Below are 19577 nucleotides of genomic sequence, written 5' to 3' on the forward strand. Positions count from 1 at the left end.
GCGCCGGAGGCGCCGGGTGAGGGTTGCGCGAGGATCAAATCGCTGATCCTTGCCGGTACCCTCACCCTCCCACCGCGTCGCGGCGGGTCCCTCACTCTCCCGCCCCGGGAGAGGGAACGCAGCAGCCCCGAGCCACGCCCTGCCAACATACTGCGAATGCGAGCAATTCGCATTGACGATCCGCAGCAATCCGGACCACAGTGCGCCCGCCCTCCGGCATAGGCCGTCCCGGCAAAGTTGAAGGAGATTCAAGGATGAAGCTGACCCGACGCCACGCCCTCGCCATGACCGCCGTCGTGGTCGGCCTCGCCGCCCTGGCTCCCATCCCCGGTTACGCCCAGGACATGACGGTGCGGCACGCGCAGGGCGAGACCCGGCTTCCCCCGAAGCTCGACCCCGTCCTGGTCTTCGACATGACCGCACTGGACACGCTGGACGCGCTGGGCGTGGCGATCGCCGGGGTGCCCACGGGGCTGAAGCCGCCGCACCTCGCCAAGTATGACGGGCCGTCCTATGCGAAGATCGGCACGCTGTTCGAGCCCGACTACGAGGCGGTGAACGCCGCCGAGCCCGGCCTGATCATCGCCGGCGGCCGGTCGGCCCCGAAATACGCCGAGTTGTCGCGCATCGCGCCGACGCTCGACATGACGACCGACCAGACCGACTTCCTGACCAGCTCCATCGCCAACGCCGAGACGCTGGGCCGCATCTTCGGCAAGACCGCCCTGGTCAAGCAGAAGGTGGACCGGCTGCGCGCCTCCATCGCCGAGCTGAAGGCGGTGGCGGGCAAGGCCGGAAAGGGCCTTTTGGTGATGACCACCGGCGGGAAGATGAGCGCCTACGGGCCGGGGTCGCGCTTCGGCATCCTGCACACGGAGTTCGGCGTGCAGCCCGCCGCCTCCGACCTGAAGACCGCCAACCACGGGCAGGCCATCTCCTTCGAGTTCATCCTGGAGACCAACCCCGACTGGCTGTTCGTGATCGATCGCGACGCCGCCATCGGGCAGGACGGCAAGCCGGCCCGGCAGTTCCTCGACAACGACATCGTCCGCCGCACCACCGCCTGGCAGAAGAATCAGGTCGTCTATCTGAATGGCGGCAACTGGTACATGGTCGGCGGCGGGCTGTCGGCGCTCCAGCAGGACGTGGACGATCTCCTGGCGGCGCTGTCCAAGAAGTCCTGATCCGTGAAGACCCTCCCATTCGCCACGCTCCCGATTGCCACCGTGGGCATCGGCCTGCTGGCCGTGTGGAGCCTGTTCGTCGGCGTCAGCGACGTCAGCCTCGCGACGCTGCTCGGCGGCGCCCCGGACCAGGCCGCGCAGGTCCTGCTGGTCAGCCGTCTGCCCCGGACGCTGGCCCTGATCCTGGCCGGCGCCGCCATGGCGGTGTCCGGCCTGCTCCTCCAGATGCTGGTGCGCAACCGCTTCGTGGAGCCCTCCACCGCCGGGACCGCGGAATCGGCCATCTTCGGCATGATGATGGTCTCGCTGCTGGCGCCGGGGATGCCGGTGTTCGGGCGCATGGCCGTCGCCAGCCTGTGCGCGTTGGCCGGGACGGGGCTGTTCCTGGCGATCCTGCGGCAGGTGCCGCTGCGCTCGCCGCTGGTGGTGCCGCTGGTCGGCATCATGCTGGGCGGGGTCATCACGGCGATGACCGAGTTCATCGCCTACCGCCAGGACCTGATCCAGTCGGTGCGCGGCTGGGAGACCGGAGACTTCTCCGCCATCCTGCTCGGCCGCTACGAACTGCTGTGGCTGAGCGCCGTCCTGACCGGCGTCGCCTATCTGGCGGCGGACCGCTTCACCGTCGCCGGGATGGGGCGGGACGTCGCCACCAACCTGGGCATCGACCACCGCAAGGTGATGGCGCTGGGGCTGGTCATCGTGTCGATGACCACCGCGGCGGTGATCGCGACCTGCGGCATGATCCCCTTCCTCGGGCTGATCGTTCCCAACGTCGTCAGCCTCGTCCGCGGCGACAACATGCGCGGGTCCCTGCCCTGGGTCGCGCTGATGGGGGCCGGGCTGGTGCTGGCCTGCGACATCGCCGGGCGGCTGGTCATCCATCCCTACGAGATCCCGATCGGGACGATGATGGGGGTGATCGGCAGCGCCCTGTTCCTCTATCTCCTGCTGCGGAGGAGCGGCCATGCCGGCTGACCGCCGCATCCTCTCGCCGATGGTCGTCCTGGGCGGCCTCTCGGCGCTGACCCTGCTGTCGATCGCGCTGTTCATGACGCTGGGTGCGCGGGGCAAGTGGGACTTCATCCTGACCTTCCGCGGCACCAAGATCGCCGCGATGGTGCTGGTCGGCTACGCCGTCGCCGTGTCGACCGTCCTGTTCCAGACGATCACCAACAACCGCATCCTCACCCCGTCGGTGATGGGCTTCGACCATCTCTACCGGATGATCCAGACGCTGCTGGTCTTCCAGTTCGGCAGCGGGCTGGTGGCGTCGCTCGACCCGCGGCTGCGCTTTGGCATCGAGGTGGCGTCGATGGTCGTCTTCTCCGGCCTGCTCTACTGGTGGCTGTTCAACGGCGCGGGGCGGGGCGACAACCGGCGCAGCCTGCATCTGCTGCTTCTCGTCGGCATCGTCTTCGGCGTGCTGTTCCGCAGCCTGACCAGCTTCCTTCAGCGCATTCTCGACCCCAACGCGTTCCTGACCGTGCAGGATCGGCTGTTCGCCAACTTCAACCGGGTGGATGTCGAGCTGCTGACGGTGTCGGCGCTGGTCGTGCTGGCGGTGTCGCTGGTCGGCTGGCGGTGGCGGCGCACCTTCGACGTGCTGGCGCTGGGGCGCGACGCCGCGATCAACCTCGGCGTGGAGCACCGGCGCGCGGTGATGGCGGTGCTGGTGATGGTGTCCATCCTGGTGTCGGTGTCCACGGCGCTGGTCGGGCCGGTCACCTTCTTCGGGCTGCTGGTCGCCAACCTCGCCTATCTGGTGGTCCGCTCGCACCGGCACGCGCTGATCCTGCCGGCCGCGGTGCTGCTCGCCGTGCTGACGCTGGTCGCCGGCCAGCTCGTGCTGGAGCGGGTGTTCGGCTACAACGCCGCGCTCAGCATCGTCATCGAGTTCGTGGGCGGTCTCGCCTTCCTGTTCATCCTGGTGCGGGGTTCGGCCCGATGATCGACGTCAAGAACATCACGAAGAGCTACAACGGCACCGTCGTCGTCGACGGGGTGTCCCTGTCCCTGCCGGCGGGCGGGGTAATCTCGCTGATCGGGGCGAACGGGGCGGGGAAATCGACGCTGCTGTCGATCATCAGCCGCCTGCTGCCGATGTCCTCGGGCACGGTGGAAATCGACGGGCTGGACGTGACCACCACGCCGGGCGAGGTGCTGGCCCGCCGCCTGTCCATCCTGCGCCAGGACAACCAGATCATGTCCCGCCTGACGGTGGAGGACCTCGTCGCCTTCGGCCGCTACCCGCACAGCAAGGGCCGCCTGACCGAAGACGACCGCGGGCACATCCGCAACGCGCTGCGCTATCTGGACCTGGAGCCGCTGGCCGGCCGTTTCCTGGACGAGCTGTCGGGCGGCCAGCGCCAGCGCGCCTTCATCGCCATGGTGCTGTGCCAGGACACCGAATACATCCTGCTCGACGAGCCGCTGAACAACCTCGACGTCAAGCACGCCGTGGCGATGATGAAGCTGTTCCGCCGCACCGCCGACGAGTTCGGCAAGACCATCGTGCTGGTGCTGCACGACATCAACTTCGCCTCCTGCTACTCCGACCGCATCGTCGCGATGCGCGACGGGCGGGTCGTGCACCAGGGACCGCCGGAGGTCATCATCACGCCCGAGGTCATCCGCGACGTCTACGGCGTCGAGGCCCAGGTGATGGAGAACGCCGGCCAGCGCATCGCGCTGTACTACCAGTAAAGAGCACCAATTCCCCTCTCCCGCCCCGGGAGAGGGTGCCCGCAAAGCGGGCGGGTGAGGGTCGCACGAGGATCAAAGCCCTGATCCTTGCCGGAACCCTCACCCTTCCCGCGCTCCGGGCGGGCCCCTCCCTCTCCCGGGGCGGGAGAGGGAAATCCAGTCACCAACGCGGCGGGTCGAAGATCACCGAACGGTCGATGTCAGCCAGCCGCGCCCGTCCGCTCAGCGCCATGGCGACCTCCAGCTCTGTCTGCAGGATGGTCAGCATGTGGGCCACCCCCGCCATGCCGCCGACTGCCAGGGCGTGCAGCACCGGCTGGCCCACCAGCACCGCGTCGGCGCCCAGAGCGAGGGCCTTAAGGATGTCGGTGCCGCGCCGGATGCCGCCGTCCGCCAGGATCGGCAGGCGGCCCGCCGCGCGGGCGGCGACCAGCGGCAGCACCTCCGCCACCGCGGGCAGCGTGTCGAGCGTCCGCCCGCCATGGTTCGACACGATGATTCCCGCCGCCCCGGCTGCGATGGCGGGATCGACGTCGTCGGGATTCATGATCCCCTTCAGCAGCACCGGCAGCCGCGTCTCGGCGCACAGCCAACGCACCGTATCCCAGGTGGCGGCGGCGTGCAGCATGCCCTGGAAGACCGGGCTGCCGGGGTGCGAGGGGGTGAAATTGTCCGGCGTCAGACCGGCCAGATTGACCGGTGCGATGCCGTCCGGCAGTCGGAAGCCGGCGCGTTGTTCGATGTTGCGCAGGCCGCTGACCGGCGCGTCCACCGTCAGCACCAGCGCGCGGTAGCCCGCCGCCTCTGCCCGCCGCACCAGGGTGAGCGTGTCTTCAAATCGCGGCTGGGTATAGATCTGGAACCACAGCGGCCCGCCGGCCGCCGCCGCGACTTCCTCCAGCGTCACGCTGGACTGGGTGCTGACCGTCATCCAGGTGCCGGTGAGGCCCGCCGCCTGCGCGGTCGCCCGCTCCCCGTCGCGGTGGACCAGCCGGTGGAAGGCCATCGGCGCGATCAGGACGGGATAGGGCATCGCCTGCCCGAACAGGGTCGTGGCGGCGCTGGCCTGCGACAGGTCGCGCAACGCCCGCGGCATCAGGCGCATCCGGTCGTAGGCGTCACGGTTGGCCTGCCGGGTGATGCCGTCCGCCCCGGTCCCCGCGATGTAGGCGCGGGTCGCCGCATCGACGCGGGCGGTGAAGTGGCGCTCGTAGTCATGGAGCGAGACGGTGTCGGCGGGAATGCTCATCGCGGATGTCCTTCAAACGCATGTGCCGCCAAACCCCTCTCCCGTCCCGGGAGAGGGTGCCCGCGAAGCGGGCGGGTGAGGGTAAAGCCGAGAATCAAAGAGCCGATCCTTGGCTGTACCCTCACCCTTCCCGCGCTTTGCGCGGGCCCCTTCCCTCTCCCGGGACGGGAGAGGGACAGCTGCCCCCCGCCAACTCGCCAGCCCGCCACGCCAGCGCGCGCAGGCGCGGGTCGGGCTGGTCGGCCAGGGCGGCGGCCATGCCGAAGTAAAAGTCGGGGAAGCCGGTTTCCAGCGCCCGAGCGAACCACGCCAGCGCCGCCTCCGTCCGCCCGTCCTGGAGCAGCAGCCGGGCGTGGTTGAAGCGGCCCCAGCAGTCCCCGCCCTCGGCGGCGGCCTGGAAGAGTTGGCGGGCGCCCGCCCCGTCCTCGGCCACCGCACGCCCGGCCTCGTGGAACAGGCCCAGCATGTTCAGCGCCTTCACGTTGCCCCGACGGGCCGCGGCGGCGTAGAGCCGGTAGGCCTCAGCGTCGTCCGCCGGAACGCCCAGGCCGCGGCAATGCAGGTCGGCCAGATTAAACAGCGCCCATGCATCGCCCAGATCGGCGGCCCGGCGGTAATGGGCGGCGGCCAGGACGGGATCAGCGGGCACGCCCCAGCCGTGCTCGTGGCAGCGGCCCAGCATGTTGACGGCGCGGGCGTCGCCGCTGCGGGCGGCGATGCGGAACCACTCCACCGCCTGCGCCCGCCCGGCCCCGCCGCGGTCGAGGCATTGCTGCCCCAGGGCGAGCTGCACGTCGATGATGTCCGGCCCCGCCGTCGGCAGGGTAGCCGCGTCCCCCATGGCTTGGGCCATCACACCTCCGCCCAGCGCCGCAGCAGGTTGTGGTAGTGGTTGACCAGGGCCAGCACGGACGGGTGCTGGTCGCCCAGTTCCCGGCGCAGGTCGATGATCGCGACGTCGAGGTCGTAGAGCATCGCCCGCAGCCCGTCGTCCTTGACCAGCGACTGCGTGAAGAAGAAGGAGGCCCAGCGCGAGCCGCGCGTCACCGGGGTCACCCGGTGCAGGCTGCTGGACGGGTAGACCACCGCGTGCCCCGCCGGCAGCTTCACGCCCTTGGTGCCGTAGGTGTCCTCGACGACCAGATCGCCGCCGTCATACTCGCCGGGATCGCTGAGGAAAATCGTGGTGGAGACGTCGGCCCGCATGCGCATGCCGCCGGTGCCCGGAATGGCCCGGATGGCGTTGTCCACATGGTTGCCGTAGGTCATGTCCAGGTCGTAGCGGTTGAACATGGGCGGTAGGACGCGCAGCGGCAGGGCCGCGGAATTGAAGGCCGGGTTGCGGCCCAGCGCCTTCAGGATGACCACGCCCAGCTCGCGGGCGGTGTCGCTCTCCTCCGGGATCTGCAGGTTGTTCTTGGCAAGCACCGCCTGGGAGCCCGCGGTGACGCGACCATCGACCCAGGGCGACGCCTCCAGCACGGCGCGGCAGTGGGCGACCTCGTCGGCGGTCAGAACGTCGGGGATTTGCAGAAGCACGGGGAGGGTTCCTTTGAATGAAAAGAGGCCGGACCGGCCCCCGGAGGATGGTCCAGAGGCGCAGTCCGGCCTGGCCGGGATCAGAAGGTGACGCCGGCGGTCAGCATGAAGGTGCGGCCCGAGGCCGGCACCGCGCGCGAGGCGTTGAAGGCCGAGGCGTAGTTGCGGTGGTCGGTCAGGTTGTAGGCGTTGAGGGCCAGGGACAGGTTGTTGATCTCGTAGGACACCACGCTGTCCAGCGAGACCGTCTCCGGCACGCGGCCGGTGTTGGCGCTGTCGGCCCAGTATTCCGAGGCGTACTGGATGCCGCCGCCGACCATGACCTTGCCGGGCACGACGCCGGGGGCGAATTCGTAGGTCGACCACAGGCTGGCGTTGTGCTTCGGCACGTTCGGGGCTTCGTTGCCGACGACCGCCGCGTTGGTCCGCGACTCCTTGATCTCGCCGTCCAGGTAGGCGTAGCTGGCGTAGACGCTCCAGCCCTCGACCACCTTGCCGCTCACCCCGGCCTCGAAGCCGCGGATGCGGGTGCCGAGACCGGCCTCGGAGAAGCCGTCGGTGACCGTGCCGGTGGCCGGATCGACCGAGTAGGTGTTGCTCTTCTCGATCTGGAACAGGGCGCCGTTCAGACCCAGCCGCCCGCCGAGGAAGTCGGCCTTGCCGCCGATCTCGTACAGGTCGGTCTTTTCCGGATCGAAATCACGCCCGTTGCGCGGGGTCTCCGCCGTGCCGTTGGTGAGCTGCGCGGCGATGTCCACGCCGATCGGCTTGTTGGAACGCGCGTAGGAGAAATAAAGAGAGGCGTCCTTTGTCGGCTCGTAGATCAGGCTGGCCGACGGGCTGAGCGTGCGGGTGCTGGCACTGCCGCCCGCCACCGCCGGGTCGGAGGCGCGGAAGGTGCTGCGGAAGTAATCCCAGCGCAGGCCGCCCTGCACCGAAAGCTGCTCGAACAGCCACACGCGGTCGGTGATGAAGAGACCGGTGTTGGCGACGCTCGATTCACGCACGCCGGTCGCCGGGTAGGTGAGGAAGGCGTTGGCCGGGTAGCTGTGGCTGGGGTTGCGGATGGTCTGGGTGTTGGTGCGGTTGACCCAGCTGCCGCCGCGCCGCTCGTCCTTCTGGTAGCTGAGGTCCAGGCCGCCGTTGACCTTGTGGTAGAGCCCGAGGAAGTTGCCCTCCGCCTTCGCGCCAGCGACATTCTGGACGCCCCAGCCCTTCTGCTTGAAGGCCAGGCCGCCGCCGGCGCCGTAGGCGATCACCGGGTTCCCGCCGTTCAGGAAGAGCGCGCTGTTTGCCGCGGTCAGCGCCGCCGGGGCCGTGGAGACGAAATCGCGCTCGTAATGGCTGTAGCGGCTGTCGTTGTAGAAGGACAGGGTCTTGCTGACCTCGTGGGCCAGGGTCGAGGTCACGACATGGTTGTCGGTGTCGTCACGGTCGTGGTTGCGGACGTAGGACGTGGACCGGTCGAGGCCGAACTCGGGCGCCGGGCGGAACGTGCCGTCACGGCCGCGGATCATGGGCACGCCCATGTCCGGGATCTTATCGCCGTCGAGGTAGGAGTAGTTCAGGTGCCAGGTCGTCGGGGTGCCCAGCCCGACGCCGAGGTCGGCGGCGATGCCCTTGCGCTTGGCCTCGACCTCGTCGCGGTCGGCGACGTCCTGGTCGTGGTACAGGCCGTTGATGCGCAGCGCCGTCGTCTCGTTGATCGGCTGGTTCACGTCCACCGTGGTGCGGTAGGTGGGGCCGGAGCCGACCGACTGCTCGACCTTGTAGCGCTTGTCCAGCCCGGCCTTCTTGGTGCCTTGGTTGATGACGCCGCCGGAGTTGCCGACACCGAAGCCGTTGCCCGACGGCCCCTTGAAGACCTGCACCGTCTCGGTGTTGAAGACGTCGTGGGTGTAGACGCCGAAGTCCTTCAGGCCGTCGGTGTAGATGTCGCCGCGGGCGGTCAGGCCGCGGATGCGGAACTGGTCGCCGTTCTGGCCGCCGTTGCCCTCGCCGGTCGAAATGGTGATGCCGGGGACGTTGCGCAGGACCTGCTCCAGCGTCGTGGCGCGCTGCTGCTCGATGATCTCTTCCGGAACGACGTTGACGACGCGGGGCGTGTCCTTGACGGTGTCGGGCAGGCGGGAGATGCCGGTGGGCTTGGCGTTCACATTCCCGGTGTCGGCCGGACGGTCGGCGCCGACCCGCACCGGGTCGAGGACGGTGGCGTCGCCGGCCGCGGTGCCGGGCGCCGTCCCGGTCCCCGAACCGGCCGTCTGCGCCTCGGCCACCGTCGCCAGGGTGGAGAAGGACATCGCCAGCCCCGCCGTCGCGGCGGCGCCGGCGATGATGGGTCGGAGGCGGTCGGGGACATTCGATTGCAACATGAGGCTCTCCCAAGAAGTCGTCGTGGCGGATGCGCCGATCAGCGGCGGGTATCTACCAATCGGGGAGGCACCCCCTTCAACGGCGATCATTCAGAATAATTCTAAATTGCAAAATCACCGTCATTCAGCCCCAGTGCATGCAGGGATATGCAGTTCGGCGGAAGCCCGTGGGAGGCCCTCCGGCGGCTCGCAAGGAGCCCCACCGGAACAAGTGTCCTTGTTGGAATACAACGACTTAGTTTCCTGCGCAGAGGCGTTGGGAGGCACGCGGGGGGCGGGCGAAGCCGAACTGTTGCAAAGCAGCAACGCCGATAATAAGAATTATTCGCAATATGCAGAAGCGCCGCATGCCGAACGTCTTTTCTACGTCAGGGCGGAATCTGCACAGCCATCGCGCCCTGCCCGAGACGGGCTTTCCAGAGCTGTTCGGCCAGCCGCAGGGCGTCGGTGAAGGCTGGTCCGGTGGCGCCGGGAAGGGCAAACAGGGCGAAGGCCGCGGTGCCGATGATGATCCGCTCGGCCCGCGCGTCGCGCACGGCACCGGTCCACACCCCCTGCCAGTACTCCAGGCTGGTGCCGCGCGGGCGCGGCGTGGGCGGCGGCTCGTCCATGCAGGCGGGCAGGATGAGGTCCTCCGCCTCGCCGTTGACCAGACGGTGGATGGAGGAAGGGCGGAAGGGCGTGAACTGGGCGACGTCGCGCACGCTGCCCAGCACGGCCATGTGCTTCCAGCCGAGGATGCGGGCGGCGTCGCGGTGGAGTTCCCGGTAGGTCGGCTTGGCCGCGCCCAACAGGGAAGTCTTGGCCTTGGACGGCTTCAGCAGATGCACGGCCTCGAACACGGCGGAGCGGGTCTGGGTCAGCCGGTGCAGCCCGATCAGCCGGTAGATCTGCGGGGACAAGGCGGCGAGCGGCGCGTAGGCGATCCGCTGCGCCGCCAGCGCCGCCGCGATCTCCCGCGCGTTGGTGCAGACCGGGATGCCCACGGTGGGCGCGATGAACTCGTACCGGCCGGAGGCCGCGCTGCAGCCCGTGCTGCCGTGCAGCAGCACCCGGTGGCCGGCCTGCGCGACCAGCCGCGCCGCGTGGAAGAACCAGGGCGGGTTGTGGTAGTTGGGCGAGGTGAAGCAGGGCCAGTCGATGTCCGCCTGGATCGTCCGGCCCAGCCCGGCGGCGACGTGCGCCCGCATCGCCCGCACCAGTCCGGCCAGTTCCGGCGCGGTGGAGCCGCGCATCCGCATCATCCCGAGAAGCGCACCGACCTGGACCGGATCGGCCTCGCCCGCCAGGATGATGGTCATCGCCTCCTCCGCCTCCTCGGCGGTCAGCGGGCGCCCGTGGCCGCCCCCGGCGATGCCCAGCACGCCGATGTGGCGGGCCAGACGGTCCTGCGCGGTCGCGTCCGGCGCGATCCTCTCCAGTTTCGCGTCGATCTGGGCCGGGGACGGCTGTCCCTCCAGCAGGCCGGCGGGACGCACCTGAAGCGGCGGCGCGTCGATGGCGGTCGGCACGTTCCAGCGGGGATCGAAGGTTTCGTCGAGCGCCGGGCGGTCCACCGAGGGTTCGAACAGGGCGTCGATCCCGCGGGCCAGCGCCTGGACGCGCGGGCGCAGCGCTTCGGCGAAGGGCGTCGGCACCAGACCGCGGCCCGAGCGGATGAACAGGGGATCGCCGAATTCTTCGCGCATCTGCGCCAGGAGCCGGCTGAGCGCCGAGGTCTGAAGCCCAAGGTCGCGGGCGGCCAGCGTGACGTTCCGTTTCGACAGCAGCGCGTCCAGCGCGACGATCAGACGGCCACGCGACAGCCGGTTCTCCTGGCCGCCGGGATCCGTCTGGCGCGGACCGGACGTCTCCGGCTCCGGACGCGCGGCGGCGCCCTTCCTCTTGACCGTCATGTGATTTCAGCCCGAATGCGGTTGCTTGGCCGGTTCACGGCTGCATACCATGATAATGATACGCATTTGCATGCCAACGCAACACGGCTGGTCCGCCCCCCGGCTCCGCGACGGACGGGGCCGGAGGCTTGTGCTCCTTAAGCGGATTTCAATCCGCTTTGGACCGCGACTGCGGTCCCGGCCGCGAGTGCGGCCGAAGCCCGGCCGGCAAATGAGGCCGTATGAAGCTAAAGCGAATGGAAATTCGCTTTAGTCCTCGGACTCCACGGGCTTGGGGGCCGCGGCCTGCTCCGCCTGAATCCGCTCGACGATGCGGGTCAGCGCCGCCGCGTCCAGGGGGCTGTCCATGTTCAGGTCCTGGGCGAACTTGCGGATCACGCCGATGGCGCGGCGCCGGGTCACGATGTCGACGTCGCCGGGCCGCGTCCGCTCGACCACCGGGCCCTTGTAGTAGCCGCTGCCGACGCGCCATTGGCGCTGCCCGTCCGCCCGCCATTTGGTGCCGTCGGACAGCACCATGCAGCGGTTGCCCTCGGTGAAGGCATCGACGGTGGCGATCCTCTCCGGGCCGGTCTGGCTGTTGTGGATCGTCACCTGATCCCCGACCCTGAACGCTGTCATTCTGTGATCATCCTCTCTCAGTCAGTCGCTGTCCGACACCGGCCCGCCGGAATGGAGCCGGACGCCGTGGTCGCTCTCGCGCCGCTCCTCCACCGCCGCCATCAGCCGCGACTTCGCGGTGGCGCGGCTGTCCGGCGCGCCACCCGCCGTAGCCTGTCCCGGCTTGGGCTGGCCCTGCGGCAGGCTCCGCGAGGCGGAGCGCACGCCGTTCAACGCCGCCAGGAAGCCGGTGGCCGGACGCATCGTCCTGCCGCCGCGCAGGCCGGGCGGGGGCCCAGCCGGCGGCGCCGAGGGGGCCGCCGGCTGGGGTTGCGGCTTCGCCGCGGCGACGGGGACGCGGGCGGGGACGGCGTCGACCTCCACCTCCTCATGCGGCGCCCGCCGTTCGGCGGCCTCGGCATGGGCCAGAGAGGTGGCGCGCTCCACGACCAGCGTCCGGCATTCGCCGTCCAGCGTTTCGTAAACGCGCTTGGCCTCGTTCAGTTCATGCAAATCTTCCGTTTCCAGCGTACGGTCCAGCGCGCTGGAGAGCAGCCGGAACTCCAGCACGCCCGGCACCCGCGCCTCGTCCACGGCGCGCTTCAGCACGCCGACGGCTTGCAGGGTTTCACGGTCCAATGGGCCTTCGGGCATCGACATGCTGTGGGTTGAACGGTGGGATCACCCGAAATATCGGCTGAGCCCGGGCGGGGTCAAGTGCGATCCGGCACCGTTCCGGCTTCACCCTCCGGTTCGACGGCACCGCGTCTTTGCAGCCACAGGGCGACGAGCCAGCACAGCGCGGCCCAGCCCGCCCCGACGCACCAGCCCGCCAGGACGTCGGTCGGCCAATGGACGCCCAGATAGACGCGGCTGCACCCGACCAGCAGCGTCACCGCCATCGCGACGACGAGCACATAGGCCTTCTGCCGCTTCCCCTCGACGAAGCGCGCCAGCATGGCGCCCAGCGTCAGGAAGACGACCGCCGACAGCAGCGAATGGCCGCTGGGGAAGCTGGCGGTGAAGACGATGTCGCCGTGGGGGACGATGTCCGGACGCTCCCGCCCGATCTGGTTCTTCAGCAGGCCGCTGATCGCCATGCCGCCGCCGACCGACAGCAGCACCAGGAGCGACGCCCCGCGCTTCCCCTGGAGCAGCAGGAAACCCACCGTCACCGCGGTGATCAGCGACAGCACGGTGATGCTGCCAAGCGCCGTGACGTCGCGCGCCGCGTTGTGAAGCCAGGGCGGCCCCAGCGGCATCGCCGGATCGCCGGCCACCCGCAGCGCCATCAGCACCGCGCGGTCGAAGGCCGCCGTCTCGCCCTCGATCACCTCGCCGGCCAGCAGGGCGAAGGTCAGGATCAGCCCGGCGCTGACCGCCATGCCGACGAGAAGCCGCAACTGGTGCCGGCCGAGCCTTGTCCAGAAGCCGGGTGCCCTCAATCCTGCCAGCGCCATCGACCGCCCCATGCCTCCCGTCCGTCGCAGAACGGTTATGGGAACGCCGGCCCGCACGGAAAAGGTCCACCGGGCCGGAACGGCTGCGGCCAAGCGGCCGGCCTCACCCTTTAGCCCGCAAACATAAAGATATCTTTATGCTTGCGGGGTTCCGAATGCGCTGCTACACCAACGCCACAGCGGGCCGGTGCGCCCGCCCCTTTTCATTGCTGTTCAACAAACAGCCGCCCAGGAGACCCCCCGATGGCCGCGCCCGCCAACTTCACCGACTTCAAGGTCAAGGACATCAGCCTCGCCGAGTGGGGCCGCAAGGAAATCACCATCGCCGAGACCGAGATGCCCGGCCTGATGGCGCTGCGCGCGGAGTTCGGCGAGACGAAGCCGCTGGCCGGCGCCCGCATCGTCGGCTGCCTGCACATGACCATCCAGACCGCCGTGCTGATCGAGACGCTGACCGCTCTCGGCGCGACCGTCCGCTGGTCGTCCTGCAACATCTTCTCGACCCAGGACCAGGCCGCCGCCGCCATCGCCGCCGCCGGCATCCCGGTCTTCGCCTGGAAGGGCGAGACGGAGGAGGAGTTCTGGTGGTGCATCGAGCAGACCCTGCGCGGTCCCGCCACCGGTGAATATGCCGGCTGGACCCCGAACATGATCCTGGACGACGGCGGCGACGTCACCCAGATCATGCACGACAAGTATCCGGAGATGCTGGCCGAGGTCCGCGGCCTGTCGGAGGAGACCACCACCGGCGTCCATCGTCTCTATGAGATGATGAAGAAGGGCACGCTGAAGGTTCCGGCCATCAACGTGAACGACAGCGTCACCAAGTCGAAGTTCGACAACCTCTACGGCTGCCGCGAGTCGCTGGTGGACGGCATCAAGCGCGCCACCGACGTCATGGTGGCCGGCAAGGTCGCCGTGGTCGCCGGCTACGGCGACGTGGGCAAGGGTTCCGCCGCCTCGCTGCGCTCGCAGGGTGCGCGCGTGCTGGTGACGGAGATCGACCCGATCACCGCGCTGCAGGCCGCCATGGAAGGCTATCAGGTCGTCACGATGGACGAGGCCGCCCCGCAGGGCGACATCTTCGTCACCGCGACCGGCAACGTGGACGTCATCACGCTGGACCACATGCGCCAGATGAAGGACCGCGCCATCGTCTGCAACATCGGCCACTTCGACAGCGAGATCCAGATCGAGGCTCTCCGCAACTACAAGTGGGAAGAGGTCAAGCCGCAGGTCGACGAGGTCGTCTTCCCCGACGGCAAGCGCCTGATCGTCCTGGCCCAGGGCCGCCTGGTGAACCTGGGCTGCGCCACCGGCCACCCGAGCTTCGTGATGAGCGCCAGCTTCACCAACCAGGTGCTGGCCCAGATCGAGCTGTGGACCAACGCCGCCAGCTACGAGAACAAGGTCTACGTCCTGCCGAAGCACCTGGACGAGAAGGTCGCCCGCCTGCATCTGGACAAGATCGGCGCCAAGCTGACCACGCTGTCCGCCAAGCAGGCCGAGTACATCGGCGTGAAGGTCGAAGGCCCGTTCAAGCCGGACCACTACCGCTACTAATCAGCGGGTCCGGACGGATCGGAACGGAAAGGGCCGCCCAACGGGGCGGCCCTTTTTGCGTTTGGGGGTGGGACGGCGGTGCCCCCACCCTTCCCACGGCTGACGCCGCGGGCCCCTTCCCTCCCCCGCTGACGCAGGAGAGGGAATAAAGTCCCCTCCCCTGCGAAGCGGGGGAGGGTCAGGGAGGGGGCAAGACTTCCCTACCGCCGAACCATCGGCGCCAGATCCTTGCGGATGCCGGCGTCCAGCCGGGCGTTCAGGTCGTCCATCATGCGGCGGACGAGGTCCTGCAGCGTCGCCTCGCGGTCAGCCACCGAGATGTTCTCCGGCACGGTGGTGGACTGGGTCACCGTCGCCTTGGTCATGCCGCGGAAGGTCGTCTCGCCGGGCAACTCGCCGCTGACCTCGACTTCTATCCGCCCGTCGTAGCGCTGGGCCTGATCGTTGGTGAAGTAGCCCTTCACCCCGCCGGTCTTGGGAAGCTGGACCTCGACGATGCTGGCGTCGCGGATGGTGACGCGGACGCGGCCCGGCCCGCCCGCGGCCTGGAGCCGCTCGTTGGCCCAGCGGCGCACCGCCTCGGCGGGCGGCAGGGGGATGCGCTGGTCGACGGCGGTGCCGGCCGGCCGGTGGGCGTCCACCACGTCGACGCCGCCCGCGTTCAGGACGATCGGGCCGAAGTTGGAATAGTCGATGGGCCGGACCGCCGGACGCGGCGGCGTGCTCTGGCAGGCCGTCAGGGCCACGGTGGCGAGAGCGGCGGCGAGAACGAAACGGCGGGTGGGCATGATCGCTCCGGTGAGACGGAAAAACGGCGCGGCACTATAGCCGCGCCGCCTCATGAGCGCATCCGGAACCTGGAGCCCCCTACTCCGCCGTCCCGTAGACCCGGTCGAGGTCCGCGTCGTCGAAGTGGTAGGCGGTGGAGCAGAACTGGCAGACCACCTCGACCCGCCCGTCGTCGATCTTCAGGCTCTGCACCTCGTCGCGCGGCAGGCGGGACAGCATGTCCGACACCCGCTCGCGCGAGCAGCGGCAGCCGAAGCGCAGGGCCTTGGGCTGCCACACCCGCACGCCGTCCTCGTGGAACAGGCGGAACAGCAGGTCGCGGAGCGGCAGATCCGGGTCGAGAAGCTCGTCGCCGGTGGTGCTGGACAGCAGGACCATGGCGCGGCGCCACGCGTCCTCGTCGCCGGAGCCGAGCACCTTCTCGGTGGCGTCCTGCGGCAGGCGCTGGATCATGATGCCGCCGGCCCGCCAAGCGCCCTTGCTGCCGTCCGGCAGGGTTTCCTGGTCCACCGACACGGTCAGGCCGGTGTCGATCTGCTCCGACTGGCGGAAATAGTGCTGCACGCAGTCGGCCAGCGTCTTGCCGTACAGCTCGACGATGCCCTGGTAGCGCTCGGTGTTCGGCCCCTGGTCCACGGTGAAGGCGATGTGGCCCTTGCCGAGCAGGGCCGGCGCCGGGGCGATCGCCACGTCGTCGGCGGCCTTGGCCAGCGCTTCCTCGTCGAACTGGGCGTAGGCGCGGATGTCGCCGACCGAGGTGATGTCCGCCACCATCAGCCGGACCGGACCGTCGCCCTTGGTCTGGAGCGTGAAGATGCCGTCGTACTTCAGCATGCTGGACAGCAGCATGGCGAGCGTCATCGTCTCGGCCAGGAAGCGGGCGACCGGCTCCGGGTAGGCGTGGCGGGTCAGGATTTCGTCCAGCGCGGGGCCCAGCTTCACCATGCGGCCGCGCAGGCGCGACGCCTCGATCTGGAAAGGCAGAACGAGATCGTCGGTGATCGGTTGGACGGAAGGATCGTCCATGATGTCCTCGAAGTTACGATAGGCCATGGCCCGGCGCCGCCATCCCGCTCATCGCGGGGGGCGGCGCCGGGCCATGACTCCAATTCCAAGGGCTCTCAGCCCCACAAGTGCTCTTAGATAGTGGCGCCAAGGCACCATGCCAGTATGGCCTTCTGGGCGTGCAGACGATTTTCCGCCTCGTCCCAGACGACCGAATGCCGGCCGTCGATCACCCCGTCGGTCACTTCCTCCCCGCGGTGGGCGGGCAGGCAGTGCATGAACAGGGCGTCGGGGGCGGCGAGCGCCATCAGCGCCTCGTTGACCTGATAGGGACCCAGGACCGCCGCCCGCTCGTCCACGTCGGTGTTGTGCATGGAGGCCCAGGCGTCGGTGACCACGCAGTCGGCGCCGCGCACGGCCTCCTCCGGCGAGGTGGTGACGGTGATCCGCCCACCCTCGCGCTTGACCCAGTCGAGCAGCTCCGGCGCCGGGCCGTAGACCTCCGGGCAGCCGAGGCGGATCTCCACGCCGAGGCGCACCGCCACATGGACCCAGCTCACCGCCACGTTGTTCACGTCGCCGATCCAGGCCACCGTGCGCCCTTCGATGGGGCCGCGGTGCTCCTCGAAGGTCATCACGTCGGCCATGATCTGGCAGGGGTGCGACTGGTCGGTCAGGCCGTTGATGATCGGCACCGAGGCGAACTCGGCCAGCTCCTGCACGCGCTCCTCGCCCATGGTGCGGACCATCACCGCGTCCACGTAGCGGGACAGCACGCGGGCGGTGTCGCCGATGGTCTCGCCGCGGCCGAGCTGCATGTCGTCGGGCTTCAGCACCACCACGTCGCCGCCGAGCTGGCGCATGCCCACCTCGAAGGAGACGCGGGTGCGGGTGGACGGCTTCTCGAAGATCATCGCCAGCGTGCGGCCCGCGAACAGCGCGCGGTAGGCCGGGATGTCCTTCTTGATGGTCGCGGCCATGGCGAGGATCTGGCGCAGGGTCGCCTTGTCCAGCCGGTCGATGTCGAGGAAATGACGGACGGCGGACATCACACCAGCTCCTTGGCGGTCTTGGCGAGGATGGCCACGGCCTCCTCGACCTCGGCCTCGCCGATGTTCAGCGGCGGCAGCAGCCGGACTACGTTGTCACCCGCCGGAACGGACAGCAGGCCGTTGGCGCGCAGTTTCGCCACCACGTCGCCGACCGCCGGGCCGCAGGCGAGGCCGAGCATCAGCCCCTTGCCGCGCACGCCCGTGAAGACCGACGGGTTCTCGGCCACCAGCCCGGCCAGCCGGTCCTGGAGCAGGCCGCCGATGCGCTGCACATGGTCGAGGAAGCCGGGCTCCAGCACCTTGTCCAGCACGGCGTTGCCGACCGCGGTGGCCAGCGGGTTGCCGCCGTAGGTCGAGCCGTGGGTGCCGGCCGTCATGCCCGACGCGGCTTTCTCGGTGGCGAGGCAGGCGCCCAGCGGGAAGCCGCCGCCGATGCCCTTGGCCACCGCCATGACGTCCGGCGTGATGCCGGCCCATTCATGGGCGAACAGCTTGCCGGTGCGGCCCATGCCGCACTGGATCTCGTCCAGGAACAGCAGCAGCCCGTGCTGGTCGCACAGGTCGCGCAGGCCGCGCAGGAACTCGACCGAGCCGGCGCGGATGCCGCCCTCGCCCTGGATCGGCTCCAGGCAGATGGCCGCGGTGCGGTCGGTGATCGCGGCGCGCACCGCCTCCAGATCGCCGAAGGGCACGAGGTCGAAGCCGTCGAGCAGCGGGCCGAAGCCCTTGATCAGCTTCTCCTGCTGCGCCGCCGACACCGCCGCCAGCGTGCGGCCGTGGAAGGCCTGCTCGAAGGTGATGATGCGGGTGCGGGCCTTGTCGCCCTTCTCATAATGGTATTTGCGGATCAGCTTGGCGCCGCACTCCCACGCCTCGGCGCCCGAGTTCGTGAAGAACACGGTGTCGGCGAAGGTGGCGTCGGTCAGCCGCTTGGCGAGGCTCTCCTGCCCGGCGACCCGGAACAGGTTGGAGGTGTGCCACAGCTTGTGCGCCTGGGCGGTCAGCGCCTCGACCAGATAGGGATTCGCGTGGCCGAGGACGTTCACCGCCACACCGGCGGCGAAGTCGAGGAATCGTCGCCCGTCGGTCGCGTACAGATACGGACCTTCGCCGCGCTCGAACACGATGTCGGCGCGGGCATATGTGGGCATGACGACCGGAATCACAGCGAAAACCTCCAAATGAGGAAAGCCCGGCGGACACCCTCGCCCGCCGGGAACCGTCGAATATCAAGATGTCACTTCAGCCTGTCAACGGATTGGCTACGCCGACCGGCCGAATTCCGGCGGATTTACGCCTTCAGCTTGTAACCCGTTTTCAGCATGCGCCAAGCCAGCCACCACAGGCCGCCGTTGACGGCCAGCATGACGAGAATCCCGATCCCCAGCGTGCCGTCCGACCGCCCGATGAAGCCGTAGCGGAAGCCGTCGATCATGTAGAAGAACGGGTCGAAATGGGCGATCCACCAGAACACCGGCGGCAGCGTCTCCACCGAATAGAAGGTGCCGGACAGGAAGGACAGCGGCGTCACCACGAAGTTGGTCACCGCCGCGATGTTGTCGAACTTCTCCGACCAGATGCCGCCGACCAGCCCGAGCAGCGACAGCAGCATGGAGGCCATCAGGGCGTGGAAGATCACGAACTCCGGATGGGCGATGCGCACCGGGACGAAGGCCCAGATGGCCAGCCCGGTGACCAGCCCGACCAGCAGGCCGCGCGTCACCCCGCCCATGACGAAGCCGAAGGCCAGCTCCAGCGGGGCCATCGGCGGCATCAGGATGTCGACGATGTTGCCCTGGACCTTCGCGATCACCACGGAGGAGGAGGTGTTGGCAAAGGCGTTCTGGGCCATCGCCATCATGATCAGGCCCGGCGCCAGGAACTCCAGATAGGGCACCGTTCCGATCATCCGCACCGCACCGCCCAGCGCCAGCGCGAAGACGGCGTAGAACAGCAGGGTGGTGACCACGGGCGCCCAGACGGTCTGCTGGTGCACCTTCAGGAACCGGCGCACCTCGCGCGCGTAGAGGGTCCACAGGCCGACCCAGTTGACGGCGCCGACCTGGCGGGGCATGGGAGGGAGAGGATGAGTCATCGCACCACGATCAACAGGAATGGACCGGACTTTAGGGCGCGCCGCCCGTTCCGGCAACCGCCCCCGGA

The 19577-nt window shown here is 69.1% G+C and carries 18 protein-coding genes; 5 read left to right on the forward strand and 13 right to left on the reverse strand.

Annotation, left to right across the window (positions count from 1 at the left end):
- Positions 1-254 precede the first annotated feature (254 nt).
- From ACFPMG_RS20815 to ACFPMG_RS20830, 4 genes are read left to right on the forward strand one after another with little or no spacing between them, the layout of a single operon-like run.
- Positions 255-1184, forward strand: a complete 930-nt coding sequence (locus tag ACFPMG_RS20815) for a siderophore ABC transporter substrate-binding protein (RefSeq protein WP_376997114.1) — start codon at positions 255-257, stop codon at positions 1182-1184.
- A gap of 3 nt (positions 1185-1187) precedes the next feature.
- A complete protein-coding gene (locus ACFPMG_RS20820; protein ID WP_376997115.1) occupies positions 1188-2162 on the forward strand; it encodes an ABC transporter permease in 975 nt (324 codons plus the stop codon).
- The gene (locus ACFPMG_RS20825; RefSeq protein WP_376997116.1) at positions 2152-3135 is read left to right on the forward strand and encodes an iron chelate uptake ABC transporter family permease subunit; all 984 of its coding nucleotides are present in this window, start codon (positions 2152-2154) and stop codon (positions 3133-3135) included. The genes ACFPMG_RS20820 and ACFPMG_RS20825 overlap by 11 nt, the downstream gene beginning before the upstream one ends.
- The gene (locus ACFPMG_RS20830; RefSeq protein ID WP_376997117.1) at positions 3132-3890 is read left to right on the forward strand and encodes an iron ABC transporter ATP-binding protein; all 759 of its coding nucleotides are present in this window, start codon (positions 3132-3134) and stop codon (positions 3888-3890) included. The genes ACFPMG_RS20825 and ACFPMG_RS20830 overlap by 4 nt, the downstream gene beginning before the upstream one ends.
- 160 nt (positions 3891-4050) lie before the next feature.
- Here the strand turns inward: ACFPMG_RS20830 and ACFPMG_RS20835 are convergent, their stop codons facing one another.
- The 8 genes from ACFPMG_RS20835 to ACFPMG_RS20870 form a co-directional block, all read right to left on the reverse strand.
- Complete coding sequence (locus tag ACFPMG_RS20835) at positions 4051-5139, reverse strand: alpha-hydroxy acid oxidase (protein WP_376997118.1); 1089 nt, start codon at positions 5137-5139, stop codon at positions 4051-4053.
- 121 nt (positions 5140-5260) lie between these two features.
- Positions 5261-5992 (reverse strand): tetratricopeptide repeat protein, encoded by a 732-nt coding sequence (locus tag ACFPMG_RS20840; protein ID WP_376997119.1) that lies wholly within the window; start codon positions 5990-5992, stop codon positions 5261-5263.
- Positions 5992-6678, reverse strand: coding sequence for a Fe2+-dependent dioxygenase (locus ACFPMG_RS20845; RefSeq protein ID WP_109071431.1), 687 nt, complete (start codon positions 6676-6678; stop codon positions 5992-5994). The genes ACFPMG_RS20840 and ACFPMG_RS20845 overlap by 1 nt, the downstream gene beginning before the upstream one ends.
- 80 nt (positions 6679-6758) lie before the next feature.
- Positions 6759-9050 carry a TonB-dependent receptor gene (locus tag ACFPMG_RS20850; protein ID WP_376997120.1) on the reverse strand — a complete coding sequence of 764 codons (2292 nt, stop codon included), beginning with the start codon at positions 9048-9050 and terminating at the stop codon, positions 6759-6761.
- Between the two features lie 368 nt (positions 9051-9418).
- The gene (locus ACFPMG_RS20855; protein ID WP_376997121.1) at positions 9419-10945 is read right to left on the reverse strand and encodes a glycosyl transferase family protein; all 1527 of its coding nucleotides are present in this window, start codon (positions 10943-10945) and stop codon (positions 9419-9421) included.
- 249 nt (positions 10946-11194) lie between these two features.
- Complete coding sequence (locus ACFPMG_RS20860) at positions 11195-11566, reverse strand: hypothetical protein (RefSeq protein WP_237905365.1); 372 nt, start codon at positions 11564-11566, stop codon at positions 11195-11197.
- Positions 11567-11587: 21 nt separating this feature from the next.
- Entirely contained in the window at positions 11588-12184 is a 597-nt protein-coding gene (locus ACFPMG_RS20865; protein ID WP_376997122.1) for a hypothetical protein, read from the reverse strand.
- A gap of 74 nt (positions 12185-12258) precedes the next feature.
- Entirely contained in the window at positions 12259-13017 is a 759-nt protein-coding gene (locus ACFPMG_RS20870) for a phosphatase PAP2 family protein (RefSeq protein ID WP_376997123.1), read from the reverse strand.
- Positions 13018-13248: 231 nt separating this feature from the next.
- On the opposite strand from ACFPMG_RS20870, the gene ahcY reads away from it, so the two are divergent.
- Positions 13249-14568, forward strand: a complete 1320-nt coding sequence (ahcY, locus tag ACFPMG_RS20875; RefSeq protein WP_376997124.1) for an adenosylhomocysteinase — start codon at positions 13249-13251, stop codon at positions 14566-14568.
- Between the two features lie 200 nt (positions 14569-14768).
- On the opposite strand, the gene ACFPMG_RS20880 is transcribed toward ahcY, so the two are convergent.
- The 5 genes from ACFPMG_RS20880 to ACFPMG_RS20900 all read right to left on the reverse strand — a co-directional run bounded on the left by ACFPMG_RS20880 (position 14769) and on the right by ACFPMG_RS20900 (position 19509).
- Positions 14769-15356, reverse strand: a complete 588-nt coding sequence (locus tag ACFPMG_RS20880; RefSeq protein ID WP_376997125.1) for a hypothetical protein — start codon at positions 15354-15356, stop codon at positions 14769-14771.
- A gap of 79 nt (positions 15357-15435) precedes the next feature.
- On the reverse strand, positions 15436-16410 hold the full coding sequence (locus ACFPMG_RS20885) for an Hsp33 family molecular chaperone (protein ID WP_376997126.1): 975 nt from the start codon (positions 16408-16410) through the stop codon (positions 15436-15438).
- A gap of 86 nt (positions 16411-16496) precedes the next feature.
- Positions 16497-17411, reverse strand: a complete 915-nt coding sequence (argF, locus tag ACFPMG_RS20890) for an ornithine carbamoyltransferase (protein WP_376997127.1) — start codon at positions 17409-17411, stop codon at positions 16497-16499.
- Complete coding sequence (locus ACFPMG_RS20895; RefSeq protein ID WP_376997128.1) at positions 17411-18565, reverse strand: aspartate aminotransferase family protein; 1155 nt, start codon at positions 18563-18565, stop codon at positions 17411-17413. The genes argF and ACFPMG_RS20895 overlap by 1 nt, the downstream gene beginning before the upstream one ends.
- 140 nt (positions 18566-18705) lie before the next feature.
- Complete coding sequence (locus tag ACFPMG_RS20900) at positions 18706-19509, reverse strand: ABC transporter permease (RefSeq protein WP_035678066.1); 804 nt, start codon at positions 19507-19509, stop codon at positions 18706-18708.
- Positions 19510-19577 lie beyond the last annotated feature (68 nt).

It is taken from the genome of Azospirillum himalayense, from assembly GCF_042657465.1.
In the GTDB taxonomy this organism is placed as follows: Bacteria; Pseudomonadota; Alphaproteobacteria; order Azospirillales; family Azospirillaceae; genus Azospirillum; species Azospirillum himalayense.